The organism is Lentzea sp. NPDC051838 (genome assembly GCF_040681245.1).
Lineage (GTDB): Bacteria > Actinomycetota > Actinomycetes > Mycobacteriales > Pseudonocardiaceae > Lentzea.
In genome coordinates, this window is record NZ_JBFAYI010000010.1 from 145,966 (window position 1) to 172,624 (window position 26,659).

The 26,659-nt window shown below is 68.1% G+C and carries 23 protein-coding genes; 11 read left to right on the forward strand and 12 right to left on the reverse strand.

Annotated features, from left to right (window positions below):
• Window positions 1-654 (forward strand): response regulator transcription factor, encoded by a 654-nt coding sequence (locus AB0M24_RS23350; RefSeq protein WP_363771377.1) that lies wholly within the window; start codon window positions 1-3, stop codon window positions 652-654.
• A gap of 1 nt (window position 655) precedes the next feature.
• Here the strand turns inward: AB0M24_RS23350 and AB0M24_RS23355 are convergent, their stop codons facing one another.
• Window positions 656-3,514 carry an AAA family ATPase gene (locus tag AB0M24_RS23355; RefSeq protein ID WP_363771380.1) on the reverse strand — a complete coding sequence of 953 codons (2,859 nt, stop codon included), beginning with the start codon at window positions 3,512-3,514 and terminating at the stop codon, window positions 656-658.
• Window positions 3,515-3,651: 137 nt separating this feature from the next.
• Here AB0M24_RS23355 and AB0M24_RS23360 point away from each other — a divergent pair, with 137 nt between their 5' ends.
• Together AB0M24_RS23360 and AB0M24_RS23365 are read left to right on the forward strand one after the other, a co-directional pair.
• A complete protein-coding gene (locus AB0M24_RS23360; RefSeq protein WP_363771383.1) occupies window positions 3,652-5,202 on the forward strand; it encodes a S8 family serine peptidase in 1,551 nt (516 codons plus the stop codon).
• A 22-nt stretch (window positions 5,203-5,224) separates the two neighbouring features.
• A complete protein-coding gene (locus tag AB0M24_RS23365) occupies window positions 5,225-6,748 on the forward strand; it encodes a S8 family serine peptidase (protein ID WP_363771386.1) in 1,524 nt (507 codons plus the stop codon).
• 61 nt (window positions 6,749-6,809) lie between these two features.
• On the opposite strand, the gene AB0M24_RS23370 is transcribed toward AB0M24_RS23365, so the two are convergent.
• Complete coding sequence (locus tag AB0M24_RS23370) at window positions 6,810-8,600, reverse strand: trypsin-like serine protease (RefSeq protein ID WP_363771389.1); 1,791 nt, start codon at window positions 8,598-8,600, stop codon at window positions 6,810-6,812.
• A 245-nt stretch (window positions 8,601-8,845) separates the two neighbouring features.
• On the opposite strand from AB0M24_RS23370, the gene AB0M24_RS23375 reads away from it, so the two are divergent.
• From AB0M24_RS23375 to AB0M24_RS23405, 7 genes are all read left to right on the forward strand, one after another.
• Entirely contained in the window at window positions 8,846-9,259 is a 414-nt protein-coding gene (locus tag AB0M24_RS23375; protein WP_363771392.1) for a pyridoxamine 5'-phosphate oxidase family protein, read from the forward strand.
• A gap of 111 nt (window positions 9,260-9,370) precedes the next feature.
• Complete coding sequence (gene paaZ / locus AB0M24_RS23380; RefSeq protein WP_363771395.1) at window positions 9,371-11,392, forward strand: phenylacetic acid degradation bifunctional protein PaaZ; 2,022 nt, start codon at window positions 9,371-9,373, stop codon at window positions 11,390-11,392.
• 528 nt (window positions 11,393-11,920) lie between these two features.
• Window positions 11,921-13,120 (forward strand): DUF222 domain-containing protein, encoded by a 1,200-nt coding sequence (locus AB0M24_RS23385; protein ID WP_363771398.1) that lies wholly within the window; start codon window positions 11,921-11,923, stop codon window positions 13,118-13,120.
• A 694-nt stretch (window positions 13,121-13,814) separates the two neighbouring features.
• A complete protein-coding gene (locus AB0M24_RS23390; protein WP_363771401.1) occupies window positions 13,815-13,958 on the forward strand; it encodes a hypothetical protein in 144 nt (47 codons plus the stop codon).
• 113 nt (window positions 13,959-14,071) lie between these two features.
• Complete coding sequence (locus AB0M24_RS23395; RefSeq protein WP_363771404.1) at window positions 14,072-14,578, forward strand: helix-turn-helix domain-containing protein; 507 nt, start codon at window positions 14,072-14,074, stop codon at window positions 14,576-14,578.
• A gap of 17 nt (window positions 14,579-14,595) precedes the next feature.
• On the forward strand, window positions 14,596-15,492 hold the full coding sequence (locus AB0M24_RS23400; protein WP_363771406.1) for an SRPBCC family protein: 897 nt from the start codon (window positions 14,596-14,598) through the stop codon (window positions 15,490-15,492).
• A gap of 108 nt (window positions 15,493-15,600) precedes the next feature.
• Window positions 15,601-16,425, forward strand: a complete 825-nt coding sequence (locus AB0M24_RS23405) for an extensin family protein (RefSeq protein WP_363771409.1) — start codon at window positions 15,601-15,603, stop codon at window positions 16,423-16,425.
• Here the strand turns inward: AB0M24_RS23405 and AB0M24_RS23410 are convergent.
• The 10 genes from AB0M24_RS23410 to AB0M24_RS23455 form a co-directional block, all read right to left on the reverse strand.
• Window positions 16,384-17,043, reverse strand: a complete 660-nt coding sequence (locus AB0M24_RS23410; protein WP_363771412.1) for an HAD-IA family hydrolase — start codon at window positions 17,041-17,043, stop codon at window positions 16,384-16,386. The two genes, AB0M24_RS23405 and AB0M24_RS23410, sit on opposite strands and share 42 nt — an antisense overlap.
• Complete coding sequence (locus AB0M24_RS23415; RefSeq protein ID WP_363771415.1) at window positions 17,040-18,395, reverse strand: hypothetical protein; 1,356 nt, start codon at window positions 18,393-18,395, stop codon at window positions 17,040-17,042. Before AB0M24_RS23415 ends, AB0M24_RS23410 begins: the two co-directional genes overlap by 4 nt.
• Window positions 18,392-19,834 carry an L-tyrosine/L-tryptophan isonitrile synthase family protein gene (locus AB0M24_RS23420; RefSeq protein ID WP_363771418.1) on the reverse strand — a complete coding sequence of 481 codons (1,443 nt, stop codon included), beginning with the start codon at window positions 19,832-19,834 and terminating at the stop codon, window positions 18,392-18,394. The genes AB0M24_RS23415 and AB0M24_RS23420 overlap by 4 nt, the downstream gene beginning before the upstream one ends.
• Before the next feature lie 6 nt (window positions 19,835-19,840).
• Complete coding sequence (locus AB0M24_RS23425; RefSeq protein WP_363771421.1) at window positions 19,841-21,034, reverse strand: MFS transporter; 1,194 nt, start codon at window positions 21,032-21,034, stop codon at window positions 19,841-19,843.
• 301 nt (window positions 21,035-21,335) lie between these two features.
• The gene (locus AB0M24_RS23430) at window positions 21,336-21,965 is read right to left on the reverse strand and encodes a DUF4360 domain-containing protein (RefSeq protein ID WP_363771424.1); all 630 of its coding nucleotides are present in this window, start codon (window positions 21,963-21,965) and stop codon (window positions 21,336-21,338) included.
• A gap of 400 nt (window positions 21,966-22,365) precedes the next feature.
• Window positions 22,366-22,872 (reverse strand): ATP-binding protein, encoded by a 507-nt coding sequence (locus tag AB0M24_RS23435; RefSeq protein ID WP_363771427.1) that lies wholly within the window; start codon window positions 22,870-22,872, stop codon window positions 22,366-22,368.
• Window positions 22,873-23,078: 206 nt separating this feature from the next.
• The gene (locus AB0M24_RS23440) at window positions 23,079-23,690 is read right to left on the reverse strand and encodes a DUF4360 domain-containing protein (protein WP_363771430.1); all 612 of its coding nucleotides are present in this window, start codon (window positions 23,688-23,690) and stop codon (window positions 23,079-23,081) included.
• Between the two features lie 446 nt (window positions 23,691-24,136).
• The gene (locus AB0M24_RS23445; protein ID WP_363771433.1) at window positions 24,137-25,417 is read right to left on the reverse strand and encodes an ATP-binding protein; all 1,281 of its coding nucleotides are present in this window, start codon (window positions 25,415-25,417) and stop codon (window positions 24,137-24,139) included.
• A complete protein-coding gene (locus AB0M24_RS23450) occupies window positions 25,414-26,079 on the reverse strand; it encodes a response regulator transcription factor (protein ID WP_363771436.1) in 666 nt (221 codons plus the stop codon). The genes AB0M24_RS23445 and AB0M24_RS23450 overlap by 4 nt, the downstream gene beginning before the upstream one ends.
• A gap of 6 nt (window positions 26,080-26,085) precedes the next feature.
• Window positions 26,086-26,334, reverse strand: coding sequence for a hypothetical protein (locus tag AB0M24_RS23455; RefSeq protein ID WP_363771439.1), 249 nt, complete (start codon window positions 26,332-26,334; stop codon window positions 26,086-26,088).
• Window positions 26,335-26,443: 109 nt separating this feature from the next.
• Here AB0M24_RS23455 and AB0M24_RS23460 point away from each other — a divergent pair, with 109 nt between their 5' ends.
• Entirely contained in the window at window positions 26,444-26,659 is a 216-nt protein-coding gene (locus AB0M24_RS23460; protein ID WP_363771442.1) for a hypothetical protein, read from the forward strand.

Consider the following 26,659-nt stretch of genomic DNA (forward strand, 5'->3'; position numbering starts at 1 on the left):
TTGGACACTCGGGTGCTGATCGTCGACGACCAGACGATGGTCCGGCAGAGTTTTCGCGCCGTGCTCGCCGCACAGCCCGACATCACCGTGGTCGGCGAGGCCAGCAACGGCGCCGAGGCCGTGCGTATTGCCGTGCGCGACCGTCCCGACGTCGTGCTGATGGACGTCCGCATGCCGGTGATGGACGGTCTGGAAGCCGCTCGGCAGATCCTCGCCGACTCCTCTCTGGACGTGCGGATCCTCATGCTGACGACGTTCGACATCGACGAGTACGTCTACGGCGCGTTGCGGGTCGGCGCGAGCGGGTTCCTCTTGAAGGACGCGCCGCTGGACGACCTGGTCAACGCCGTGCGCGTGGTCGCGGCGGGCAACGCCCTGTTCGCCCCGGCCGTGACACGTCGCCTGGTCGCGGAGTTCGCCGCCCGCAAGCCGCGCGTGCCCTCGCAGGCCGACCGCCTCACCGCACAGGAGCTGAAGGTGCTGCGCCTGGTCGCGCGCGGCATGTCGAACTCCGAGATCGCTTCTTCTCTGGTGATCGTCGAGCAGACCGCCAAAACACACGTGAGCAGGGTGTTCGCCAAACTCGGCGTGCGCGACCGGGCCCAGGCGATCGTGGCGGCCTACGAGATGGGCATCGTCGTCCCCGGCGAATGACTCAGTCCTGCAGGTCGGCCCGCGACGACACCCCGAGCTTGCGCAGCACCCGCGCCGCGTGCTGCTCGACCGTCCGCGGCGACAGGAACAGCACGTCGGCGATCTTGCGGTTGGTGTGGCCCGCCGCGAGCAGCCGTGCCACCTCCTGCTCGCGGGGCGACAGCTCGTTGCCGTACCCGCGCCTGCCGCGGCGCGACGGCTTCCCACCTCCGCTGCTGCGCAACAGATGCCGGCACCGAGCCGCGTCACGGGTGGCGCCCAGGGCGTCGAACGTGTCCACCAGTGCGGAGAGGAGCTCGGTCGCCTTCTCGTGCTCGGACGGGAGGAGGCAGGTGGCTTCGCGTTCGGCGGCGAGGGCGGCCAGGTAGGGGGCGGGGAGGGCGGAGTAGAGGTCGGAGGCTTCGCGGTAAAGGGAGACGGCGTCGTGCGGGCAGCGAACTTCTGCGAGCTGCGCCCGGCACCACGCGAGTGCGGCGACCGCCATCGGCGCGTCCCGGCCCTCAATGCCCCGAGCGAAGTCGTCGACCAGTTTCTTCGCGTCGGCTTCCCTCCCGCCCGCCAGGAACGCCGCCACCGCAACGGGCCCGAGCTCGGTCGCCCACACCCACACCCCCTTGGCGCGCACGATCGCCAGCCCCCGATCGGCGTCGGCGCAGGCCCGCGTCACCTCGTCCTGCGCGAGCATCGTCCTCGCCAACGCCGCGCACCCCGCGATGGCGACCGGCGTGATCGACTCCTCGGGAGCGAACGCGCCGGTCTCGCTGAGGCAGCCGGTGGCCTCCGCCCACTCGCCGCGCGCGATCGCCAAGGACCCCAGCACCAGGCACAGTTCGCTGGCGACCGGGAGCAGGTCGCGGTACTCGTCCAGCAGCCCCCGCGCCCGTTCGGCGAGGCCGGACCAGTTGCCGGTCAGCCAGTCGAGGCGGGCCCTGGTCGCGTAGGCGGTGCTCGCCACGAACAGGGCGCCGCACTCGGCGGCGAACCGCAGCCCGTCGCGCAGCAGGTCGCCGCAGAGGCCGAGGTGTCCGGTGGAGGTGAGCGCGTCGGCGAGGTTGCAGTGGGCGCGGGCGAGCTGGCGCAGCTCGCCGGGGGTGGTGGCGGGCAGGAAGTGCAGCGAGGGGAGGACGGACGGGTCGCCGGTGTGCATCGACGAGCCGAGCTGGTTGGCGTACAGGGCCATCGTCAGCTCGACCGTGCCGGCTTCCACCCGAGCGCGGTCGAGGCGGTCGAGCCACGGCTGGACCTCGCTCATCGGAGTCGTGCCGAGGTACGACAGCCCGAGCACCGCGATGCCCCTGGCCGCGAGGTCCGGGCGCGCGTCCAGTTCGGAGATGGCCCGCTCGATCTCCACACGGGCCTGCGCGATGCCGCCCGCCTGACGGATGAGCAGCACGCCCAGGTACAGCCGCACCTCACCGCGGGCGGACGTCGACAGGCGCCGGTCGGACAGCAGCCGTTCCAACGTCTCGGCCGGGTCGTGCTGGTCCAGGCCGTGGTGGGCGACGCGGCCCAGCTTGATCGCGAGTCCGTCCACATCGGACGCGGGCAACCCCGGGTCGAGCAGCAACCGTTGCAGCAACGCGGTCGCGGTGCCGGCGTCACCGAGCTCGGCGGCCCGATCGGCGGCGGCTTCTCCGTAACGCAGCCACGCCGAGGTGCGGCCGGCGCGTTCGCTGTGCTCGGCGAGCTGGACCAGGGGGCGTGGCTCGACGGCATCGAGCACGTCGACGGCCCGGTGGTGCAGCTGCTGGCGATCCGGGCCGCTGAGCGTGTCGTAGACGGCCTGCTGGGCCAGCGAGTGCCGGAAGCCGTACCGCCGTGCGTCGACCTCGTGCAGGACGTGCCCGGACAGCGCCTCCATCAACGCGGCGTGGGTGTCGCCGATGGACGCGACCTCGCCGAGCAGCGAAGCCGACGCGGGTACACCCAGCACGGCGGCGGCCTGGACGAGCCGGGTGGCGTCGGAAGGCAGTGCTGCCAGGCGTTCGGCCATGGCGTCGCGCAACAGCACCGGAACGTCCACGTTGTCGAGCAGCCGCCGGGCCGTGGCGCCGTCCGCGTGCACCGCGCCGGCCGGGTTTCGCAGCGCCCGCAGGGTTTCCTCGACCACGAACGGAATGCCCGCCGTGCGTTCGTGCAGCTTGGCCGCGAACTCCGCCGACACGGTCTCGCCGTCGAGGATCGCCGCGGTCAGCGTCCGCACCTCGGCGACGTCCAAAGGCTTCAGCTCCAGCACCGCGCTGGTGATCCCGGTCGGCGGCCGGTACGCCGACCCCAGCGGCACCCCGCCCGGCACGTCCTCGCGCCGGTACGTGACCACGATGGACAGCGACGCCGGCGGATCACCCATCAGGAACCGCAGCAGCTGTCTGGACCCGTCGTCGGCCCACTGCAGGTCCTCGACGACGAGCAGCACCGGCCCGAGCACGCCCAGGAGCTCCCGCACGGCCCGGAAGAACCGGTGCCGATCCGCCCGCGGGTCGCCGGTGGACGGCGGCGGCGCGGGCAGGTGCTCGGCGAGCTCAGGCAGCAGGCCGGTGAGCGCGCCCGCCACCGGGCTCAGCTTCGACCGGTTGCGCGCCAGACGATCCACGCAGTCGCGCAAGGCCTCCAGCACCGCGCCGTACGGGAACGGCTCGCCCACGGGCTGGCAGTGACCGATGAGGACGGCGATCGGGCCCAGGTCCGCGGCGAGCAGCTCGCGCACGAGGCGTGACTTCCCGACGCCGGCCTCGCCCTCGATCATGATCACGGCGGGCTGGTCCGGCACGGCGGCCCGCAGCGCGCCGAGCTGGTCACCCCGGCCGACCAGCACCGGAGAGCTGGTCCGCATCAGCCGCGATTTCGGTGTCCGGCTCATCACCGACCGATGCTAATGGTGAAAGACCCGTATCCCTACGTAGTCATATCCGGATTGTTCACCGTTCCGGCTCGCCTGATGGTGATCCGCACGTGGCTGCCCACCCCTGCCGAGGCAGCCGGAACGGAGAACCCGAGATGCGACTTGTTCGCACAGCAAGTGTGCTCACCACAGCCGGGATCGGACTCGCGCTCCTGACCAGCCCGGTGTTCGCGCAGACCGGTTCGATCCAGATGGTGGAGAACCCGGTCGCGGGCAGCTACGTCGTCGTCTTCAAGGACGGCGCCACCGACGCCCCTGCCACCAACGCCAAAGCGCTCGACCTCGCCCGCAAGCACGGCGGCAAGGTCAGCAACATCTACGTCGCGACCGTCCGCGGTTTCGCGGTGAAAATGGACGAAGCGGCGGCACGCAAGCTCGCAGCTGATCCGGAGGTCGCCTACGTGCGGCAGGACGGCTGGGCGCGGATGTCCGACACCCAGACCGACCCGACGTGGGGCCTCGACCGGATCGACCAGGCGAACCTGCCGCTCGACCAGCGCTTCACCTACCCGAACACCGCGTCGAACGTCACCGCGTACGTCCTCGACACCGGGATCTACAAGGCGCACACCGAGTTCGAGGGCCGGGCGAAGGACGGGTACGACTTCATCGACAACGACTCGGACGCGTCGGACTGCCAGGGCCACGGCACGCACGTCGCGGGCACGATCGGCTCGAAGACCTACGGCGTGGCCAAGAAGGTGAACCTGGTCGCGGTCCGCGTGCTCGACTGCAACGGCAGCGGGCAGTACTCGCAGATCATCAAGGGCATCGACTGGGTGGCGCAGAACGCCCGCAAGCCCGCCGTCGCGAACATGAGCCTCGGCGGCGGTGCGGACTCCACTGTGAACAGTGCGGTGAAGCGGGCGATCGCGGCGGGCATCACGTTCGGTCTGGCGGCGGGCAACAACAACGGCGACGCCTGTCAGACGTCTCCGGCACGGGTACCCGAAGCGATCACGGTGGCCGCCAGCGACTCCGCCGACAAGCGCTCGATCTACACCGGCGGGCAGGCGTCGAACTGGGGCTCGTGCGTCGACATCTTCGGCCCCGGCTCGAACATCACCTCCACGCGCAACGGCGGCGGCACCGCGTCGATGGGCGGCACCTCGATGGCCACCCCGCACGTCGTGGGCGCGGCGGCCCTCTACGCGTCCGCGAACCCGTCGGCGACCCCGGCGCAGGTTCGCGACGCGCTGGTGAACAACGCGACGTCCGGCAAGATCACCGACACCCAGGGCTCGCCGAACAAGCTGCTCAACATCAGCTTCATCGGAGGCGGTCCTGACCCGGAGCCGTGCAACGCGGCCACCAATGGCGAAGATGTGTCCATTCCGGACAACAACACGGCCGTCACGTCGTCGGTGAACGTCAGCAACTGCACGGGCAAGGCCTCGACCGCCACCAAGGTCAAGGTCGACATCAACCACCCGTACACCGCGGACCTGGCGATCGACCTGATCGGTCCGTCCGGTGCGGCCTACAGCCTCAAGAAGGCCCGCGGCGCCACGTCCAGTGCCGGCGTGCACGAGACGTTCACTGTCGACGCCTCGCAGGAGAACCGCAACGGCACGTGGAAGCTGCAGGTCACGGACGTGTGGACCTACGACAGCGGCACCATCGACTCCTGGACCCTCACGTTCTGACGACACCGGAAGGAGATTTCCCATGCGACGCACCACTTTCGGGCTCGTCGTCCTCGCGGCGCTGACCGTGACGACCACCCCGGCCCAGGCTGCGGAAGCCGACTTCGTGAGGGCTCAGCACCCCGCGCCCGGAGGCAGCTTCATCGTGTCCCTCAAGCCCGGGGTGCAGGCCACGTCCAGCACCCTCGTCGCGCGCTACGGCGGCAAGCTCGACACCGTGTTCTCCCACGCCCTGCGCGGTTTCCAGGTCAAGAACCTGACCGAAGCGGCAGCGCGGAAACTGGCGGCCGATCCCGCCGTCAAAGCCGTGTACCAGGACGGCACGGCTCGCGCGTTGGACGTCCAGACCAACCCGACCTGGGGCCTGGACCGCGTGGACCAGGTGGCACTGCCGCTGGACAAGAAGTACAACTACCCCAGCGGTGGCGCGTCGAACGTGACGGTCTACGTCACCGACACGGGCGTCAAGACGTCGAACGCCGAGTTCGAGGGCAGGGCGTCCGTCGGCGCCGACTTCATCGAAGACGGCCAGAACGGGCAGGACTGCTCCGGTCACGGAACCCACGTGGCGGGCACGATCGGCTCGAAGACCTATGGCGTGGCGAAGAAGGCGAAGATCGTCTCGGTGCGCATGCTCGGCACCAGCTGCACCGGCAACGGTCCCGACTCGGCCGGCGTCAAGGCGATCGAGTGGATCACGGCCAACGCGAGGAAACCCGCTGTGGTCAACGCTTCCTGGACGTTCGACACCGCCGACATCGGCAACGACGCCATCGCCGGGATGGTGGCGTCCGGTGTGCAGATGGCCGTCGCGTCCGGCAACAGCTCGACCGACGCTTGCAGCACAGGCCCTGCCAAGATCTCGTCGTTGATCACCGTCAACGCGACCTCGTCCAACGACGCGCGTGCCTCGTTCTCCAACTACGGCACCTGCACGGACATCTTCGCGCCCGGCGACAACATCACCTCGCTCGGGCTCAACGGCGGCACGGCGAACATGTCCGGCACGTCGATGGCCACCCCGCACGTCGCCGGCGTCGCGGCTCTGTACCTGTCGGTCAACCCGTCCGCGAGCCCGCAGGCCCTGCGCGACGCACTGGTGAACAACGCGACTTCCGGCAAGGTCACCAACCCCGGCTCGGGATCGCCGAACAAGCTGCTCTACAGCGGTTTCATCGGCGGCGGTCCGGATCCTGTCTGTGGCCCCGGAACCAACGGTGACGATGTGTCCATTCCGGACAACAACACCGCGGTGTCGTCCTCGGTGACGATCTCGGGCTGCACCGGCAACTCCACGGCGTCGGCCACGGTCAAGGTCGACGTCAACCACACCTACACCGGTGACCTGGCCGTCGACCTGATCAGCCCGTCCGGCAAGACCTACAGCCTCAAGAAGCCAGGCGGCGCCTCGTCCTCCACCGGCATCCACGAGACCTACACCGTCGACCTCTCCACCGAACCCCGCAACGGCACCTGGAAACTCCAGCTCACCGACGTCTACACCTACGACACCGGCACTCTCGACACCTGGACCCTCACCGTCTAGCTCGATGAAGGGAACCTTCATCCACGTGAGGTGGATGAAGGTTCCCTTCATCGCAAGCGGGCTAGGTCACGGTGAGGGTGAAGGTTGTGGTGCCGGTTTTGTTGTCGGCCGAGGTGGCCTTGAGGGTGATCTGGTAGGTGCCGGGCGGGGTGGAGAAGTTCGTGAAGATCCAGACGTTGCTGCTGCCGTTCTGGCCGATGGTGGCCGGGTTGAACGACAGCTGCGCGCCCGCAGGGACACCCGACGCGGTCAGCGTCAGGTTCCCGGTGCCACCGCTCGCCTTCACCAGCGTCTGCGCGAGCAGGCCCTGGCGGACACTGGCGGACGAGGGCGTCGCGGTCACGGTGACGTCACCGGTCGGCGGCTCGCTGCCTTCGACCGTGAGCGACACCGAGGTGGTGGCGGTCTTGCCGTTCGAGTCGGTGCCGGTGACCTTGACGTCGTAAGTGCCCGCGGTGGCGGTGCTCGACACGTCCAGCGTGAGCTTGGACGACGAACCGGCACCGATCGAGCTGGGCTGGAAGGTCGCCTTCACCCCGCTCGGCACGCTCGCCGACAGGGTGATCGACTGGCCACCACCCGTCGAGTTGACCGTCGTCGAGACGTACTTGCCCTTGGCGGCCTTCACACTGCTCGGCGACGCGGACAGCGTGAAGTCGCCGGGTTGCGGATCGCCCGTGACCGTCAGCGAGTACTTGGCCGACGCGGTCTTGCCGCTCGACGTGGTGCCGGTGATCGTCACCTCGGAGGTGCCGGGCTGAGCCGAGGTGCTCGCGTCGAACGTGACCTTGGCCGGGTCGCCGGTGGTCACCGAGGTCGGCTGGAAGACCGCCTTCACGCCACCGGGCAGGCCGGATGCCGACAGCGTGGCGTTCTCCGCGCAACCGGACCCGGCCGTGGTGGTGATGCCCGCTGAGATCGTCTTGCCGGGCGCCACCGAACCGCTGCCCGGCGCGACCGACAGCCCGAAGTCACCGACCGGCGGCTGCTGGCCGACCTCGGTCTTCACCCAGTCGCCCATCTCGTTGTCGAGGCGGCCGTAGATCGAGTACCACTTGAAGTCCGACCGGCTCCACGACGCGACGCCGAAGATCTTGCCGTCGACGATCAGCGGACCACCGCTGTCACCGGGCAGGATGGTGATCCGGCCGTCGTTGTAGCCGGCGCAGATCATGTACGCGGACTTGAAACCCGCCCCGACACCCTGGCAGACGCTGTCGCCGTTGACGATCGGCAGGCTCGCCTTGTCGAGGGTGACGTCCTGCGAGGTGTCGTTGAAGTCCTTCTTGCCGTAGCCGAACCCGAGCCCGGTCTTGCCCGGCGCGGCACCGCCGGAGTCCGCGGAGGTCGCGAACTTCGGATACGCGGCACCACCTTTGAGCGCGATGTCGCGGTCCACGGTCACGACCGCCACGTCGTAGCCCTGGTCGAAGTTGACGTACTTCGGGTGCTTCTTGTAGCTGACGACGTTCACGGCGAACCCGGATCCCGCGCCACCCCGGTAGTCCTTGAGGTCGTCGAGCCCGTAGACGAACTTCTTCTCTCCCTGGGCATCCGCGCAGTGCGCCGCGATGAGGATCTTGCGCGGCGCCACGACCGTGCCGGTGCAGGTCTGTCCTTCAGGTCGTGACCCGCCCGCGCGAATGCCGGCGACGATGCCGGGAAACTCGCTCACCGTGGCGTTCTGGCCGCCGGCGAACGTGGGGGAGACGTCGCCGAGGTCGGCCGGGACGGTGTCGCCGAGATAGGTGGCCGCAGGGGCGTTCGGTGCCGCGTGCGCTGGGCTGACAGATGCCAGCACAGCGCACGCGGCCAGGGCCAGCAGACCCCAGGACCGTGGTGTTCTTGTCACTTCGGTTCCTCTCCGGATCGAGAACGCCCACCTCAGGGCAGGGATGGCGGCCGTTCGCTGCGATCACTGTCACCAGCGGCGCGGGAGCGGAACAATCAGGGACGGCATCAGTAGGGGTACGGAACTTTCTCCGGGGCGCGGGCTCAGCGCGGTGGTACGGTTCAAAACACTCAAGCGCGCGTATCGCGGTCATATACGGGATCTCCGTCTGCGGCTGGCCCGCTTCCCACGACGGAGGCGCTCTCATGAGCGGCCCAACGCGTCATCTGCATCAACTGTCCACCAGCGCGGCCATGCACAAGCTCGACGGTTCCTCGTTCGGCCGAATGGTGTTCTCCCATCAGGCGTTGCCGGCGATTCGGCTGGTCAACCACGTCGTCGACGGGAACTCGGTGGTCATTCGCGTCGGCGTCGACCTGCCGCCGGAGGACCTGGTGCTCACCTACGAGGCGGACCAGATCGACCAGCACACCTGGCTCGGCTGGTGCGTGGTGGTGACCGGGATGGCCGACCGGGTCGTGAACGCGGCCGAGGTGCAGCGTTTCGAGAGGATACTGCCGCTGTGGGCGCACCACGACGCCGGCGCGGATCAGCTGCTGCGCATCCAGGCGCAGTTCGTCGACGGCTTCGAGGTGCGGGCGGGCGCGGCTGCTGCCTGAGTCCCGGCGTCCGCGATTTTCTCCGGTCTGAGGCGCTGAGGTCGTGCTGATACGTTGCTGGTGGACGGGTCGGTGCGGATCCACCGGCCTTCGTGAGAAGGGGTTGGCTCGATGAGCTTGCTGCGCAGTTACGTGTCGGGCCGGTGGCACACGCCTTCGGTCGAGGGCGCGCCGTTGCACGACGCCGTGACCGGTGAGGAGATCGCCCGGATCTCGTCCGCGGGCGTCGACATGGGCGCGGCGCTCGCGTGGGGCCGCTCGGTCGGCGGGCCCGCGTTGCGCGAGCTCACCTTCCACCAGCGCGCGCAGATCCTGAAGGCTCTCGGGCTGTACCTGAAGGACCACAAAGCGGAGCTGTACGCGCTGTCCGCGCGCACCGGTGCCACCAAGTCCGACTCCTGGATCGACATCGACGGCGGCTTCGGCGTGCTGCTCGGCTACGCGTCCAAGGCGAAGCGCGAGCTGCCGAACGACCGGGTCTACGTCGACGGCCCTGTCGAGCCGCTGGGGCGTGGCGGCACGTTCGTCGGCCAGCACATCTGCACTCCGTTGCGCGGTGTCGCGGTGCAGATCAACGCCTTCAACTTCCCCATGTGGGGGCCGCTCGAGAAGTTCGCCCCCGCGTTCATCGCCGGCGTTCCGTCGCTGATCAAGCCTGCTTCCCAGACCGCCTACGTGACCGAGAAGATGGTCGAGCTGATGCTCGCCTCCGGTCTGCTGCCCGAGGGCTCGTTGCAGCTGGTCTGCGGGTCGGCCGGAGATCTGCTGGACCACCTGACGCCGCAGGACCTGGTCGGGTTCACCGGATCCGCGTCCACCGCTCAGCATTTGCGCACGCATCAGGCCGTGATCCGGTCTTCCGTCCGCTTCAACGCCGAGGCCGACTCGCTGAACTGCTCGATCCTCGGGCCGGACGCGGTCGCCGGCACGCCGGAGTTCGACCTGTTCGTCGGTCAGCTGGTGTCCGAGATGACGACCAAGGCCGGGCAGAAGTGCACGGCTATCCGACGTGCTCTCGTGCCTGCCTCGCTGATGGACGCGGTGGCCGAGGCAACTGCAGCCCGGTTGGCCTCCGTGGTGATCGGCAACCCGGCCGACAAGTCGGTGAAGATGGGGGCGCTGGCCGGTCTGGAGCAGCGCGAGGAAGTGCTCCGGTCGCTGAAGGCGTTGCGGGAGAACGCTTCCGTGGTTTACGGCGATGGCGCTCTGTCGCTTGTGGACGCTGACGCGTCGCGCGGTGCCTTCATGTCGCCGATGTTGTTGCGCGCCGCGGCCGATGCCGTGCAGCCGCACGAGGTCGAGGCGTTCGGGCCGGTGTCGACCCTGATGCCGTACACGTCGGTCGACGACGCCGTCGAGCTGGCGGCTCGCGGGGCAGGCTCGCTCGTGGGGTCGGTGGTGTCCGCGGACACCGACTTCGTGCGCGACATCGTGATCGGTGTGGCGCCCTGGCACGGGCGGTTGCTGGTGCTGGACCGCGACGACGCCGGCGAGTCGACCGGGCACGGGTCGCCGTTGCCGATGCTGGTGCACGGCGGACCCGGTCGCGCCGGCGGCGGCGAGGAGATGGGCGGCATGCGGGGCGTGCTGCACCACATGCAGCGCACGGCCGTGCAGGGCAGCCCCAAGGCGTTGGCCGCGGTGACCAACCGGTGGGTCACCGGGGCGCCTCGCACCGAGGAGTCCGTCCACCCGTTCCGCAAGACGCTGGCCGAGCTGCGGCTGGGCGACACCGTGGTGGCTGGTCCGCGTGAGGTGACGCTTTCGGACATCGAGCACTTCGCGTCGTTCACCGGCGACACGTTCTACGCGCACATGGACGAGGAAGCCGCGGCCGCCAACCCGTTCTTCGGCGGGCGGGTCGCGCACGGCTACCTGGTGGTGTCCTTCGCCGCCGGGTTGTTCGTGTCGCCGGAGCCCGGGCCGGTGCTGGCGAACTACGGCCTGGAGAACCTGCGGTTCGTCACGCCCACGTTCCCCGGGGACTCGTTGACGGTGACGTTGACGGTCAAGCAGATCACGCCGCGCGAGGACCAGGAGTACGGCGAGGTGCGGTGGGATGCCGACGTCACGAACCAGAAGGGCGAGTCGGTCGCCCGGTACGACGTGCTGACGCTGGTGGCCAAGAGCTAGCGGGGATCGCTTGGGGAGGGGCCGGGTCGCCGGTCCCTCCAGCCGCGAGCCTGTGCTCTGCCGCTCTGCGGTGGTGCTGTTTGTGGTTGGGCTGCGGTTCCAGCGGGGTTGGTCGCGTGCCGTGCGTCTTGTTGCCTTGCGTGGGTGGGCGCGCGGGCTTAAAAGCATGACGGGCTTTGGTTGCGTCATCGCCGCTGGCGCGTCGATAGCGATTGGGGCTTGACTTCGGGTCCCTTGCGAGGCGCTGTGTCGGGCGGAAAAGGTCGGATGCTCCGCACCCGCCCGATCCGAAGAGGGTAGCACCTCGCACCCGAAGTCAAGCCCCAATCGCTTCGCGTGCGTGGTTGCGTTTTGTTGTTCGGGCGGCGGTCATTACCGGTGTTTCGCGTTGCCGTGCTCTCGTTCGGCTCGGCTTCGCCATCGCCGCTTGCCTTCGGCTTCGCGGGGGTGTGTTTGTTTGGGCGGTTCACACGATGGTGTTCTGTTTTTGGCGTTATCTGGTCGTGATCTTGAGGTAGGATCGAACATGTGAGCGATCCCCGGCTTCTTTCCTCCGACGAGCTCTTGCAGAGCATCGCCGATGATGTGAAGGAAATGCGGGTGCGTGAGAACTCGGCGATGCGGAAGATCGCCGAGTTGGAGCGGCGTGGCGCTGCGGCCGAGTTCGGATACAAGGATTTGCCGCAGGTGTTGCGGCATGTGGTTCGTTGGGACATTCACGTCGCCAGGCAGTGGGTGGCGAACGCCGGGTTGTTGAGTGGCGAGATCACTCCGACCGGCAGTGAGCTGGTCCCGAAGCTTCCGTTGACCGCTGAGGCCGCGGCCGAGGGCGCCTTGTCCGTCGCACATGTCGCGGTGGTCGCCGAGGTGATGAAGAAGCTGCCTGCTGAGCGTGAGGCCGAAGTGGTGGGTTATGCCCGGCAGTTCGATCCCGCCGCGGTGCGCAAGCTGGGCGCACGGATCGCCTACACGCTGCACCAGGATGACCCGGAGCCCTCTGACCCGAAGCTGGAGAGGCTGGTCAACCAGCACTTCAGTCGCTGGCGCAAGGACGGCTACTTCGAGGTCAAGATGCTGCTGGAGAAGGTAACCGGCGCGGCCTACGAGGCCGCCCTGTCCCCGCTGGCCAAGCCCCGTCCGGACACCGGCGAAGGCCCGGACCAGCGCGACCGCTCGGAGCGTGAGGGTGAGGCCTTCGCGGAGCTGGTCAACCTGATGGTGCGCGCCGACCAGTTGCCGGAGCACGGCGGTGAGCCGGTCACCCTGACGCTGACGATGAGCTACGACGACCTGGCCGCGAAGACCGGCCAGGCCCTGTTGGACAACGGTGAGCGGATCCCGGCCGACCAGGTCCGCCAGCTCGCCTGCAACGCCGGAGTCATCCCGCTGGTGCTGGGCGGCCAGTCGCAGCCGATGGACATCGGCCGCAAGACCCGGACCTTCCCGGCGGGAATCCGCCGAATCCTGGTCGCGAGGGACCGAGGCTGCGCCTTCCCGGGCTGTTCGAGACCGCCCCGGCACTGCGATGCCCACCATGTTCGCTACTGGGCCGACGGCGGCGACACCTCGGTCGACAACGCCGTCCTACTCTGCGGCCACCACCACACGCTGATCCACCAAAGCGAGTGGGAAGTGAAACTCGTCCACGGCATCCCGACGTTCTATCCACCGCCATGGCTGGACCCAGAACGAAAACCCAGACGCAACCAACTCCACACCGCCGCCTGAACTGCCAGGCGAGCGGGTAATTGGAGGCCGGGCTATTGGGGTCGGGCCATCATCGGCTGAGCGATTGTCGGCTGCCCCGTTGTGCGCCGAAACGTTGTGCGCCGAGCCGAGAGCCAGCCACGAGCGGACAACGTCCCGCGCGGCACGCGCGGCACTCCCGCAAAGCCGAAGGCAAGCGGCGATGGCGAAGCCGAGCCGAACGAGAGCACAACAACGCGAAACACCGGTAATAACCGCCGCCCGAACAACAAAACGCAACCACGCACGCGAAGCGATTGGGGCTTGACTTTGGGTGCGAGGTGCTACCCTTTTCGGATCGGGCGGGTGCGAAGCATCCGACCTTTTTCGCCCGAACAAGCGCCTCGCAAGGGACCCGAAGTCAAGCCCCAATCGCAATCGTTGCGAAGCGGCGATGACGAAACCAAAGCCCGTAAGGTTGCCCGCGCGCCCACCAATGCAAGGCAACCCAACCACAAAACGCGACCAACCCCGCTGGAACCGGCGTCCACGGCGACGATTTGAGGCGATCGACGAGATGGACTCGATCACCAAGGACGGCGACCGGGCGGAGGCGCGGGCGTCCCGCTGGCACGGAAGCTCGCCGAGGCGAACGCCGAGGTCGACCGCAAGAGCCGGATTCTGGTGAATCCCGCAGACTGCCCTGTGACCTGACGAGGTCTTCGCGATCGGCGACGTGGTGAACCTGGACGGTCTGCCGGGGATCGCCGAGCCCGCACGCCTGAAGAGCCGTGCCGGCAAGCCGTTCAAGTACCTCGAGCAGGGCGTGATGGCGACCATTTCACCTGGTGACGCGGTCGCGGACATCAAAGGCGCTTGAAGGGGATCACCTGGTCACGGGCAGCCGATCATCCTCGAACCGATACGTGCGATAGAGCGGAAATAGCAGGCGCTTCTACCGTCCACCAAAGGCGACGGCTGGGAAGTGGACGTATGTCGAACCTGGTGAACCAACTGCCCGTCGAGGTCGTGCGATGGCCGGTGGACGCGGCGGCACGGGAGGCGTGTCAGCGCAGCGGGACGTTGTGCCTGCTCGTGCTGGAGAAGAACGTGCCCGCGCCCGTGCTCACCGACATGCGGGAGGACTGGGTCCGCGCTCCGGTGCCGCACCAGGACCTCGCGGTGCGCATCGCGATGCTGCGTGCCCGTGCGGCCCGTTATGCCGTGCCGGAGCTGGACATGTCCGGCATCCTGCGCTTCCGCACGCGTTCTGTGGTGCTCTCACCGACAGAGCGCGCGCTGGTGGCCGAGCTGCTCAGACGGTTCCGTGCGCTCACCACGCGCGAGGACCTGCTGTTGTGCCTGCCGAGCAAGGACGGCGACACCAGCAACGCGCTGCACCTGCACATCATGCGGCTGAGGCGCCGGATCGCTCCGCTCGGCCTTGCGATCAAGACTTTGTGGAACCAGGGCTACCAACTGGGTCCGGCGGGCCCCTGAGCGGGTACCCGGCGGGAATGAACACGGAGCTGCTGGGCATCTACCTCAACGACCACCTGGCCGGAGCGATGGCAGGCACCGAGCTCGCCCGCCGCATCAGCCGCACGCATCCCGAGCTGCGCGCGGTGGCGGACGACATCGAGTCCGACCGCAAGGAGCTGCTCGACGTCATGCGCTCCTACGGCGTCGAACCGCGCCCGCACAAGGCCGCGATCGGCTGGCTCACCGAGAAGGCGGGCAGGCTCAAGCTCAACGGCAGACTGCTCGGTCGCTCGCCGTTGAGCGACGTGCTGGAGCTGGAGACTCTGCGCGTCGGCATCGAGGGCAAAGCCGCGTTGTGGCGTGCGCTGACCACGCTGCAGCCGGAAGAACGCTTCGATCGCCTGCTGAGCCGTGCCGAGAGCCAGGCGGACCTCGTCGACCAGTACCGCCTGCGTCTCGCCCCCAAGGCCTTCAGCTCGCCCCACGTGTCCGGCGTCGACGTCGAGCGCACCTTCACCGTGGCGGCCGAACCCGGCAACGTCGTCGAGTACCTGCGCGACTTCTCGCGCGCCGAGCAGTGGGACCCCGGCACGGTCTCCTGCACGCGGCTCGACGAGGGCCCGGTCGAGGTCGGCTCGCGCTGGCACAACGTCTCGACGTTCCTGGGCCGCAAGACCGAGCTGGTCTACGAGCTGACCAGGGACGACGCGAAAGGCCTGCAGTTCGTCGGCACCAACGACGCCGCCACCTCGACGGACGACATCGCGATCACCCCTGGATCGTCGCCCGGCACCACGAACATCCGCTACCACGCCCACGTCGACTTCCGCGGGTTCGCGAAGCTCGGGGCACCGGTGGCGAAGCTGGCGCTCGAGAAACTGGGCAGCGACACCGAGAAGAACCTCATCCGGGTCCTGGGCGACGTGCGGTAAAGAAGAAGGAAAACCCCAGCTCAGGCTGGATTCCCCGGACCAAACGTGATCCCTAGACTCCCTCGCGCCGGTTCGTGAGACCGGCTAGGACACAGAGGGAGTACTGGGGTGTTCGAAAACAACGTCACACGGCGCGGCTTCGTCACGGGCGCGGCGGCCGTCGCCGGTCTCGCCGGTCTGTCCACCATCGCTCCGGGGCTGGCCGGTGCCGCACCGAAGACCAATGACCAGCACACCGAGGCCGAGATGGCCCCCGAGGTCGGCGCGCTGGCGATGATGACGTTCCAGAAGATCGACGGCACGCCCGTCTACTACTGGCGCTCCAACCGCGGCAACACCACCGCGCGCAACTGGCAGGCCACGGACGCGTTCTACAACGCGCTCGTCGCCTGGATCCGGGACCTGCGCTCGCTCTCGTCGAGCTACGGCTCGATCAGCTACATCGTGTCGGCGGGCTTCTACGTCAACAAGCCCGGCCAGCACGGCGCCGGCACCGCCATGGACCTCGACCACGTGCGCTGGTCCGGCGGCAACACGATCTCCCCGCTGGACCAGCACCACGCGTCGTCGAACGCCGCGATCCGCAAGCGCTACCTCGCCACGGAGGCCGTGTGCCGCCGCCGGTTCCGGTACGTGCTCGACGGCTGGTACAACGCCGACCACCACGACCACATCCACTCCGACTTCGGTGGTCTGCCGGTGCGCGTGCTGAAGGACTCCGAGTCCGACACCAAGTTCGTCCAGGCGGTGTGCAACAACTTCCGCGGTTCGGGTCTCGTGATCGACGGAATCTGGGGCACCAACACGCAGAACGCGTTCAACGGCCTCAAGTCCGCGCTCGGCGTGACCGGCGACCCGCACACCAGCTCCTCGGTGTGGCAGTCGATGTGTTCAAAGATCGCGACCAAGGGCTTCGCGAACCAGAACATCTGATTCGAACTCGTCGTAGCTGTCGATCCAGGAATCCGGCTCCAGGCCGGCGATTCCGTAGCCGAACGACACGCACACGACGGGCGCTTCCGCCGCGCGGGCGGCCTCGACGTCGCTGATGCTGTCACCCACCATCAGTGCCGAGGTGCCGCCCGCGCGCCGGACCGCTTCGAGCAGATGACGCGGATCCGGTTTGCGGTAAGGGAGTTCGTCGCCGCTCACCACCGCGTCGAACGCGGCCCGCAGGCCCAGTGCTTCGAGCATTCCGCCGGTGATGCGACCGGACTTGTTGGTGCACAAGGCAAGCCTGACGCCCCTGTCGCGCAGCCGTTCGAGCAGTTCCTCCACCCCCGGATAGGCGTGGGCGCGGTGTCCGGGGTCGGCGGCGTACGCGGACAGGTACGCCTCCTGGACGGCCGGAGCCCACTCTTCCGGGGCTCCGGCCTTCTCCAGCGCCGCACGCACCAGCGCTTTGCCGCCCAGCCCGACGTAGAGTCGCGTCTCGTCGTCCTCCACCTCGGCCACGCCGTGCGCGCGCAGGGCGATGTTCACGGCGTGCGTGATCCCGGAGACCGTGTCGACCAGCGTCCCGTCCAGGTCGAAGACCACCGTGTCGATCATTCCGGATCCACCGCACCGCTGATGGAACGCACGACTTCCTCCTCCGTGCCGTGCGCGAAGCACAACGGCTGCTGGTCGAGCCACGAGAACGGCCCCTGCCCGGCGAACCTCACCGGCACGGCCTCGGTCAGCGCGGTGATCTCCGCGATCGTCAGGAACTCCACCGGCTTCTTGCGGTCCGCCACGGCGAGAACGTGGTGCGACAGCAACCCGCCGCCGCGCGCTCCCAGCGTCAGGATCGCGGGCATCGCGGGCTTGTCCTTCTTCTCGTGCACGGTCAGCCGAATCGACGACGACCCGGCCGCCGCCACCCGTCGATCCGCCGCATGGATTGCCACGTAACGCTTTGTCGCCTCCCACGCCACTGCGGACACGAACGCGAGACCGTCCTCCACCGCGGTCTCGTGGCCGATCACCTCGCGCCACGCGGCCTGGTGCCTCGGGTTGACCAACGAGCTGACGCCGGCCCGCGTGATGATGCGCACCCGCGTGGGATCTTCCCGCAGCCAAGTCGAAAGCGGCTCCGAGAGCAGGACGTCGTGCACCGCCTCACCTCGCAACGCCAGCGCGAACACGTTGTCCCAGTCGACGTTCATCACCATGGTGTGCACCCTGGCGGTGACGGCTTCCGGTGGCATCGCGGCGACCTCCTCGGCGTAGAAGTCAGGCCAGCGCGGGTCGTCCGGCGTCGACTGGCGGAAGTCGTCGAACGTCACGGAAGCCTTGTCCGCCAAGAAGTTCGCGATCTGCTCGCGTTGCGCGTCGTAGGCCTCGCGCGGCCAGGCGTCGGTGACCAACGCGTCGGCGAACCGCTCGCCACCTGATCGCACGGCCAACGAGACCGGTTGTTCGGCCAGCTCTGCCGCGGACTCCACGAGCGCGACGAGCCTGCCCACCGCGAACACCTCGGCCAGATCGGCGTGCGGTCCAGCGGTTTTGAGGCCGCCCGCATCGCGTTTCGGCTGGCCCAGAGCGATTTCGAACCGCAAGGGCGAGCCGGAGCGGTCGAGGATCCGCTGCTGGAGCGTGCGGACGTCGAGGCGACCGGCGTTGCGGCTGATGACGTGGTCGCGGAACAGCTCGGCCACCAGCGCTGCCCGGCGTGCGGCGGGATCACCCAGTGAGGAGTAGAGGGCGTCACCGGCGAGGACTTCGAGCATGCCGCGGGCGCGCTTGGTGAAGCGCTTGACCTGCTTGCGGACGCCGTCGCGCCAGGGAGGCCGGAAGTCGTCGGACACGGTGACGCCGGGACGGTCCAGGGCGGAGGACGTCATCCAGGCCTGGGAGTCTTCGCGGAGAAGAGTGAGGAGGCGGCTTTCGCTGACGACCTTCTCAGTGGTGCTGATGGTCATACCTCAGCCCTCTCCAGCAGTTGGTGCAACGCGAGCACTGGCGCGGCGTCCGTGACGTAGGCGATGGGCTGCATCGCTTCCTCCAGCCGTGCCAGAGCGCGGAAGCGGCCGTCAGGCTGGTGCCGAGCGCCCGACACGAGCACCGGGATCTCGCCCGCGGCCTCGCGTTCGATCAGGTAGCGGAACGTCGGCTTCGCCTCGCCACCCTCGAAGTCGTAGCCGCCGGTGCAGTGCTGCGCGGTCATGTTGGCGTCGCGCGAGGTCGCCGTGACGAAGTGCAGCTCACCCGGCTTGCCGTGGATCGTCAGCTTCACGGCGTCCGGCGTGACGGTGCGCAGGACGTCGAGATCCCGGTCCGCCAACGAGATCGCCACGTACCGGCAGGCCGCGGAGAAGGCCTCGCGACGAAGAAGACCGTGGTCGATCTCGAAGCCGATGTCCGCGCGCGGAGCCACCTCGGTCAACGGCCGCCGCAGCGACGTCACGTAGTGGCTGTAAGCGTTCACCACGTGGTCGCGGTCCAGCAGGCCGTCGAACGTCGAGTAGCAGGCCGACGTCGCGATGGACCAGAACGTGAACGCCAGCTGCGAACCGACGTCGGAACCAGCGGTCATCGCGTCCAGCGACGCCACGGGGTCGGTCTCGTCGAAGAACGGCGTGTGGTCGCGCTCCAGATCCACGACCCACTCGGCGTAGCGGGACGCGCGCTGGTCCCAGTGCGAGGACGTGATGCCGGCACGCACCCAGTCCTCGTAGTCGCAGATTTCCAGCACGTCCGACGCACCCAGCTCGCGCACCCACAAGCGCAGCGAGTCCTGGTAGTCCAGCACCAGGTCGTCGGGTGTGCGGCAGGCGCGGTTGTACTTGCGGCCGTCCGCCAAAACGCGGAACACGGCACCCGTGGGGCTCAAGGCGTTCAACGTGTGCGCCAACGCCGCACAACGCGCCAGCGAGTGGATCTCGGCCGTGTCGGGTGCCCGGCCGCGATTCTTCACGGGGGAGAAAGGCTTGCGGGAGAACAGGGGCAGCACCAGCTCGACCGGCCGGCCGGACGAGATCATGCCGAGCACCTGGTCGCGCAGCTCCGCGCGGCCGAAGTTCTCCTTGCGCGCTTTGAACCACCTGCCGTCGAACAACGCCTCGGCGACGAGCTCGGCCGCACCGGGCTTCGCGACGCCGTATTCCTTGGCCTGCTTGCGGGCGCGGCCCAGTGCGGCGTCCACGCGGGCGGCTGCCGCCCGGCTCACGGCGTGGGCGAGCGCGGGCATGACCTCGTCGACCCAGTACGTCGCGTCGAGAGCCACCGCGCGCGAGGCGAACTCACGCTGGGAGTAGAGCTGGAAAGGTTTGCTGCGGACCTGGGAGATCAGCCGGTGGCCACCGGAGATCTGGCTGCGACGCTGCTCGGCGTTGAGAGCGTTCTGGAGGGTTTGCGTCATGAGCCTTCACTTCTTCACCAGGTGGAGCACCGCGAACACGGCGCTGATGGCAAGGGGCACGAGCAGGAAGGCGTTGACCGTGGGCCAACTGGTGGCGGAGAGGAGCGGTCCCGCGGTGAGAGCGCCCAACGCGGAGGCACCGAGCGTGAACATCTCGCTGACGCCCTGCGTGACGGACCGTTCGCAGGGCAGGTACGAGCCGGCCAGGAGCGTCGTGCCGGAGACGAACATCAGGTTCCAGCCGATGCCGATCAGTGCGAGCGCGACCACGAAGGCGGTGTGCGACGAGCTGCTCAACGCGATCAGTGCCCCTGCCGCGTTGACCACCACCCCGGCCAGAACCGTTTGTGCGGCGCCGATTCGTGCCGCGAGACGGCCGGAGACGAACGCCGTCGCGTACATGCCGACCATGTGCCACTGGATGACCGACGCGGCCTCGTGCACCGAGTGGCCGGAGCCGGACGCGGCGATCGGGGCGGCGGTCATGGCCAGCGTCATCGTGAAGTAGCCCGCGCCGGCACCCGCGACACCGGCGAGGAACACCGGCTGCCGCGCGATCTGTCGCAACGTGCGCGGCTCACCGGCGGGAACGGTTTTCTCGACGGCCTTTTCCGCGCTGTCGACGGTCATGAACGCCACGACCGCCGTCGACGCCAGACCCAGCGCCGTGACCAGCGCGTACGAGCCCGCGAACACGACCGGCAGCACGTCGGAGACCGCGGTCGCGAGGAACGGGCCTGCGACCGCGGCCAGGATGCCGCCGCTGAGCACCGTCGAGATGGCCTTGGCGCGCTGGTCGGCGGGGGAGATGTCGGCGGCGGTGTAGCGGTAGTAGCCCGCGAGCGCCTGGAACACCCCGATGCACGCCACACCCAGGCAGAACAGCGGGTAGCTGTGCAGCGTCACGGCCAGCACCGAGATGAGCCCGCCGATGACCGCCGCGAGCGAGCCGACGAGGAATCCGGCGCGCCTGCCGTGCCTGCGCATGAACGCCGAAGCGGGATACGTGGTCAGCCAGGAAACGATGCTGATCAGCGCGAACGGGACGGTGGCGAGAACGGGGGACGGCGCCAGCGAGAGGCCGACGATTCCGGTGAGCGTGAGGTCCACGCTGATGCAGCACTGGTAGAGCGTCTGGGCCGCGGTGAGCAGCGACATGTTCCTGGTGCGTTGCCCGGCAGGCGCCGCGGAAATACTCATTCAGATGCACGTCCACTCAGAATCAGGAACACAATGATGCTTGTGTGTAACCCTTTACATCTGTTGTGGAAGGAAGGTTACTTGACCTTCTCATATCGACACAACGGGTGTGTCCGGGCACACGGCCCAGATGACGGTTACTTGTCCCAGATTGATCCTGGGGAAACGCCTAGTTACCTGGAACGAAAGCACTGGCCGCATTGAATTGAGACGCAAGGAGGCCCCTTGGTCTCATTTGGCAGGAGACCAAGGGGCCCGGCGGCCTTGCTGTTCGGCTGATGTGTCCGCTAGCTGGCGAGGGCTACAGCTTCGGGCACTTCTTCCACGCGAAGTGGTAGATCGTCTCGATGGAACCGTCGGTCGAGTCCATCGCCATGAAGCTGGTCTTCTTCGGGTCGGACGTGCCCTTGTCGACGCGGAGCTCGGTGTTGATGTTGAAGTTCCGCTTCTCGCCACAGGGGTGGTAGACGATCGAGGCGACATCGGTCTTGTGCGTGACCTGCCAGTTGTCGCTCAACGCGCCGTTGTAGGTCTTCGAGCGCTGGTCGGTGTCGGACATTCCCTGGAAGTAGTAGCTCGCCTTCACCGTTCCCTTCGCGCCCCTCTGGAGGTCGGCGAAGCCTCTGTAGTCGGCCTGCGCGATTCCGTAGGTGAATCCGCCGGGAACGTTGACCTTGAGGTTCAGCTGGCAGTTCTTGCGGAAATCGGTCGGCTTGGACTGCGGGCCGACCTGGGCCAGATAGTCGCTGTAGGTGACCGTGAAAGCCTTGTTGTCAGGGGAGACGGCGACCGCGGCCGAGCCGAGGCGACAGCCGGAGCCGTTGACCGTCACGACGTTGATGGTGATCTGGCCCGTCGGGGGCGGATCCGCGACCGGTGGAATGACGATGGTGGACAGAGCCAAGGCGGCCGCAGCCAACGTGCTAATCATGGGACACCTTTCCGAATGTGCAGGACAGTTCGGGCGGCGTGGTACGAGACCGTATCGGAAAGGGTGTTAACGAACGTCCGCCAACCAGAGCAACATTGGACGGCAAGAGCCGAGGTCAATGCGCATCGACCATTTGTCACCTTTTGCGGTCGATCGGTTACCGCACTAATAGGCGACTCGAGGCGCCCGTCGGTCAATTTCCACCCGTACCGAAAGAACGCGATTCAGGAACGTCATGCTCAACGGCGCGCGCGAATGTAACACGCATCGAACGGAGCAATGGCCGTCTGAGATGCGGAACTCAATTGGTGAAGCGTCCACACCCGTGAAGCCCTGGACACGACAAAGGCGCATCCTCAGTTGGATGCGCCCTTGTGGGTGAAACTCGAACTATAACGGTTTACCTCTGGGGACCGCCGCCCATCGAGCCGCCCAGGCCGAACAGGATCCGCTGGATGAGCTCGGGATCGACGTCCGGCTCGTCACCCAGCGCCTCGGCGGCTGGGGAGCGGCGCTTCTCGCGCCGGGGCAGCGGCACCGCGTTGGCGTTGACGCCCGTCGGCAGCGGCAGCTCGCACCAGATCAGCTTGACCCCGCCACCGAGCTGCAGCTCGCCGGTGCGCAGGTCGGGAGAGGTGGGAGGCATCGTGAAGCGCGCGGCTTCGAGCTCCACCACCAGGTAGTCGCCGCTCAGCCGCAAACGCAGCGTGATCAGCCGTGATGTCTTGGGGTCTGCGGACTCGATCGCAGCCTCCACCAGCGCACATGCCACTGCGGAACACTCGCCGATCATGTTGCGCAGGCGCCACTCGCCGAGTGTGAAGCGTACGAACAGATCTGCGCAGTTCACCGCGGTGGGCAGCGCGATGAGTGTCAGGTCGTCGACCTGTGCAGTCTGGGCGTTCACCGGCATGCAGCCTCCGTTCGCGTGCGGCGCGCGATCCAGCGACGGTCACCCGAATGGCCGTCGCGGTGTGCGGGAATCTACATGGGTATACGCGGGAAGCAATGGCCTGGTTGACTCACCCGTCAAAAGTCACGTCCGGGTAACGGCGAGACGCCCCGGCGCTCACTCTGGGTAGAACGCCGGGAGCGCTCTGTGATCAAATCGGGTCAGCATCGCTTCCAAGCGAACTGGTAGCGCGTGTTGACGCTGCCGTCGGTCGAGTCCATGGACACGAAGGCGGGCTGGTTCGAGGAGTTCGTGGACACCCGGACCTCGGTGTTCACGTTGACGTTGCGCACCATCCCGCACGGCGCGAAAACGATCTCCGCGACGGGAGTGGCGTCGGTGAACTGCCAGTTGTCGCTCGTGGGGCTGGCGATGTTGTGCGTGCTCGTGCCGGTCGACGACGAGCCGGAGAAGTAGTAGCTCGCGCGTTGCATGCCTTTCGCGCCTCTGGGTAAGTGCGCGAAGCCGCGGTAGTCGGCCTTCGCGATCCCGTACGTGAAGCCCTGCGGGTAGTGCACGCGAAGGTTCAGCTGGCAGTTCTTGCGGAACTGCGTCGGTGTGGAGCCGGCACCCGCCTGTGCCGTGTAGTCGCTGTAAGTCACCGTGAATGCCGTGTTGTCGTCCGCGACGGCTACTGCCGCAGTTCCGGCGGGGCAGCCGGAACCGTTCACGGTCACCACGTCGACGGTGATTTTTCCGGGGGGAACGACATCCGCGGTGCTCGGCGCCTCGGGGGCGACGAGGAGCGACAGAGCCAAAGTCGTAGCTGCCATCACACTGAGCATGAGGCGCCTTTCATTTCGGGGGATGGGGATGGCGGCGTGACGGTGACATTATCTTAAATGGACTTAAGGGACGGACGGCCGACCGGGCGAACTTAAATATATTTAAAACGGATTAATCGTCTGAACGGTGGATTGGCGACGGTGAGCCGTCGGCTAACTTCGTGACAGATCGCGAAAAACGATCAACCAGACCACCTGAATACGCCGGTCCCCACACCTGGCGCCGAGAGCCCCGGCAGATCCACCTCGTAACACCGGTGTGGGAAGGCAAGCGCGCACTGCTCATCGGGTTCCTCCCTCCTGCTCGGGACTCGGTGGTGCGGCAGCGGTGCTGCGCAGCCGGCCGGTGCCCGCCGGCGGCGTTCGGACCCGTCCCACGGTCCGGCGCCGCCGGCGGTGTTATTCCACGGCCCTGCAAGACTTTTGCGAGGCCCCTACAGCCTTCGGAGCCTCAATTGCACGCGTGCCCCACCCAGCGGCCCGCGGTCGACGTGGACGGAACCACCCGTGCTCTCCGCGGCGCGCCGCGCGATGTCGAGCCCCAGCCCGGTGGACCCGCCACCGCTGGCACCGCGTTGCAACGCCCGTCCGGCGTCCGCGATGCCGGGCCCCGCGTCCTCGACCACCAGCGCCACCAGATCGGCCTGGTGCACCAGCGTCACGGCGAACCGCGTGCCCTCGGGCGTGTAGCGGAAGACGTTGCCCAGCAACGCGTCCAGCGCCGCCACGAGATCGGTGCGGGCGAGCGGCACGTGCGCGGGCTTGTCGGCGCCGCGGACGGTCCACGGCCGTTCCTGGTCGTCGGCGAGCGCGGACCAGAACACCAGGCGCTCGCGCACCACGCTCGCGGCGTCCACGCCGGTGTTGTCGGGCTGCAGGCCGGAACGAGCCGTCCTGATGATCTCGTCGACCTCCCTCTCCAGGCCCTGGACGGCTTCGCGGACGCGATCCGCGCCTGGACCCCTTCCCAGGGTGTCCGCGTCCAGCAGCAGCGCTGTGAGAGGCGTTCTGAGGCGGTGCGAGAGGTCCGCGACCACTTCCCGCTCGGCGGCGAGGAGGTGCCGGACGCGTTCGGCCATGGCGTTGAACGCCTTGCCGACCTCCTTGATCTCGGGCGGTCCCTTCACCGGAACGCGCGCGGAGAGGTCGCCGGCGCCCATTCGTCGCGCGCCTTCGGCCAGCGTGCGGGTCGCTTTCACGGCACGGGCACCCAGCCGGTCGGCGACGAACACCGAGATGGCCACGAGTCCGACCGCGACACCCGCCAGCGCCCACCACGTGCCGAGCACGCCGTGGGTCAGCTCCTCGTGCGGGACGAACGCCTCGATGATCGCGACCCCGCCGGCACTGGTGGCCAGCGGCTGGAGATAGGAGATGCCATCAGGCCGCTCGACGGTGGACGCCTTGGCGAGCCTGCGCGCGTCTTCGAGGTCCACGGCGGTGATGTGCGAAGTGCCGTAGGTGCCGGAGGGGACCGCGATGTGCACGGCGAGCCGCTGCCGCGTGCCGTACGGAGTGGTCCTGATGGCCTGGCGGATGTCCGCGGGCTTCTGGCTGATCACCAGCGCCGGGACGAGCGCGCTGGCCTGCTTCGCGGCCTCGCCGAGTGCGCGGTCGTACGCCGTGTTCTTGACGACGACAGCGAGTGGGATGAGGAACGCCAGCGCCACCATGCTGGTCGCCGCGAGAGCGACCAGCACCAGTGACCGCCTCATCTGGGTGCGACCAGACGCACGCCGACCCCGCGCACCGTGTGCAGGTAACGCGGCTGTGCGGCTCGTTCGCCGAGCTTGCGCCGCAGCCACGAGAGGTGCACGTCGAGCGTCTGGTCGTCGCGGTTGGACGGCCACAGGTTCGCCAGGATCTCGGCGCGCGGAACGACCTCGCCGGACCGTGCCGCGAGGTAGGACAGCAGCTCGAACTCCTTGTGCGTCAACGAGAGCTCACGTCCGTCCACAGTGGCTCTGCGCATGCTCACGTCGATCTCCAGCCCGCCGATGACGAGCTGTTTGGTGTCGCGGGCGCGCCGGAGCACGGCCTGCAACCGCGCTTCGAGGTGCTCGGCGGAGAACGGCTTCACGAGGTAGTCGTCCGCGCCCGCGTTGAGCAGGCGGATGATCTCCTGCTCGTCGTCGCGCGCCGTGGCGATCACCACGGGAGTGTTCGTGACGCCTCGGATCATCCGCAGCGCGTCACCGCCGTCGAGGTCGGGAAGCCCGAGGTCGAGCACCACGACGTCGTAGTTGTTGGCGGTGACTTCGCGCAAAGCCTCGATCGCGAGCGCGACACCGTGCACCATGTGGCCCTGGCCGGTGAGAGCGCGCGTGATCGCCGCTCGCACCACCGGGTCGTCCTCGACCAGCAGTACTGATGCCATGAGCCGCTACAGGAGGGTCGTCGCAGTGAGACGGTCGGTCGGATACCTGGTCGCCTGGGCGGTGGTGACCGCGGTCGCCGTCGGCCTCTCGTGGTTCGGGATCCGGTCGGCGATGGAACCCGCACCTGTCGCTGCCGTGGAGGCCACAGGGCCAGGTGGTGTGTTGCCGATGCCGACCGTCACGTCGATCAGCGTCCCGGTGCCTCCTACGGGCACCTCGGTCAGCTCGCCGCCTGTCACGCCCTCGTCGTCCACCAGGCCTCCTGTGGTCAGTTCGTCGGTTCCGGCTCCTCCCAGTAGTACGGATGGACGACCCTCCTCGGCTCAACTCTCGGAGGGGGAATGGCAGGCGGACGGGTCGTACGTGCACGCGTTCCACCTGCGCGGCGGTGACGTCGTGGTGCGCTACCGGCCACAGGGGGTGGAGGCGCTCTCGGCCAGTCCCGCCGACGGGTGGACGGTCGCCGTGGAACAGCCCGGCGGGCCTCTGGTGGTGAACTTCCGCACCGCCGCCGGACGGTTGTCCAGGCTGGAGGCGACCTGGAGCAACGGCCCGACGGCGAAGGTGATCGAGAAGTAG

What these genes read in the sequence shown, in the direction of transcription:
- AB0M24_RS23355 (WP_363771380.1), bottom strand. Translation starts at nt 3,514, where the DNA reads ATGAGCCGGACACCGAAATCGCGGCTGATGCGGACCAGCTCTCCGGTG.
- AB0M24_RS23360 (WP_363771383.1), top strand. Translation starts at nt 3,652, where the DNA reads ATGCGACTTGTTCGCACAGCAAGTGTGCTCACCACAGCCGGGATCGGA.
- AB0M24_RS23365 (WP_363771386.1), top strand. Translation starts at nt 5,225, where the DNA reads ATGCGACGCACCACTTTCGGGCTCGTCGTCCTCGCGGCGCTGACCGTG.
- AB0M24_RS23375 (WP_363771392.1), top strand. Translation starts at nt 8,846, where the DNA reads ATGAGCGGCCCAACGCGTCATCTGCATCAACTGTCCACCAGCGCGGCC.
- paaZ (WP_363771395.1), top strand. Translation starts at nt 9,371, where the DNA reads ATGAGCTTGCTGCGCAGTTACGTGTCGGGCCGGTGGCACACGCCTTCG.
- AB0M24_RS23395 (WP_363771404.1), top strand. Translation starts at nt 14,072, where the DNA reads ATGTCGAACCTGGTGAACCAACTGCCCGTCGAGGTCGTGCGATGGCCG.
- AB0M24_RS23400 (WP_363771406.1), top strand. Translation starts at nt 14,596, where the DNA reads ATGAACACGGAGCTGCTGGGCATCTACCTCAACGACCACCTGGCCGGA.
- AB0M24_RS23410 (WP_363771412.1), bottom strand. Translation starts at nt 17,043, where the DNA reads ATGATCGACACGGTGGTCTTCGACCTGGACGGGACGCTGGTCGACACG.
- AB0M24_RS23415 (WP_363771415.1), bottom strand. Translation starts at nt 18,395, where the DNA reads ATGACCATCAGCACCACTGAGAAGGTCGTCAGCGAAAGCCGCCTCCTC.
- AB0M24_RS23420 (WP_363771418.1), bottom strand. Translation starts at nt 19,834, where the DNA reads ATGACGCAAACCCTCCAGAACGCTCTCAACGCCGAGCAGCGTCGCAGC.
- AB0M24_RS23425 (WP_363771421.1), bottom strand. Translation starts at nt 21,034, where the DNA reads ATGAGTATTTCCGCGGCGCCTGCCGGGCAACGCACCAGGAACATGTCG.
- AB0M24_RS23430 (WP_363771424.1), bottom strand. Translation starts at nt 21,965, where the DNA reads ATGATTAGCACGTTGGCTGCGGCCGCCTTGGCTCTGTCCACCATCGTC.
- AB0M24_RS23440 (WP_363771430.1), bottom strand. Translation starts at nt 23,690, where the DNA reads ATGGCAGCTACGACTTTGGCTCTGTCGCTCCTCGTCGCCCCCGAGGCG.
- AB0M24_RS23445 (WP_363771433.1), bottom strand. Translation starts at nt 25,417, where the DNA reads ATGAGGCGGTCACTGGTGCTGGTCGCTCTCGCGGCGACCAGCATGGTG.
- AB0M24_RS23450 (WP_363771436.1), bottom strand. Translation starts at nt 26,079, where the DNA reads ATGGCATCAGTACTGCTGGTCGAGGACGACCCGGTGGTGCGAGCGGCG.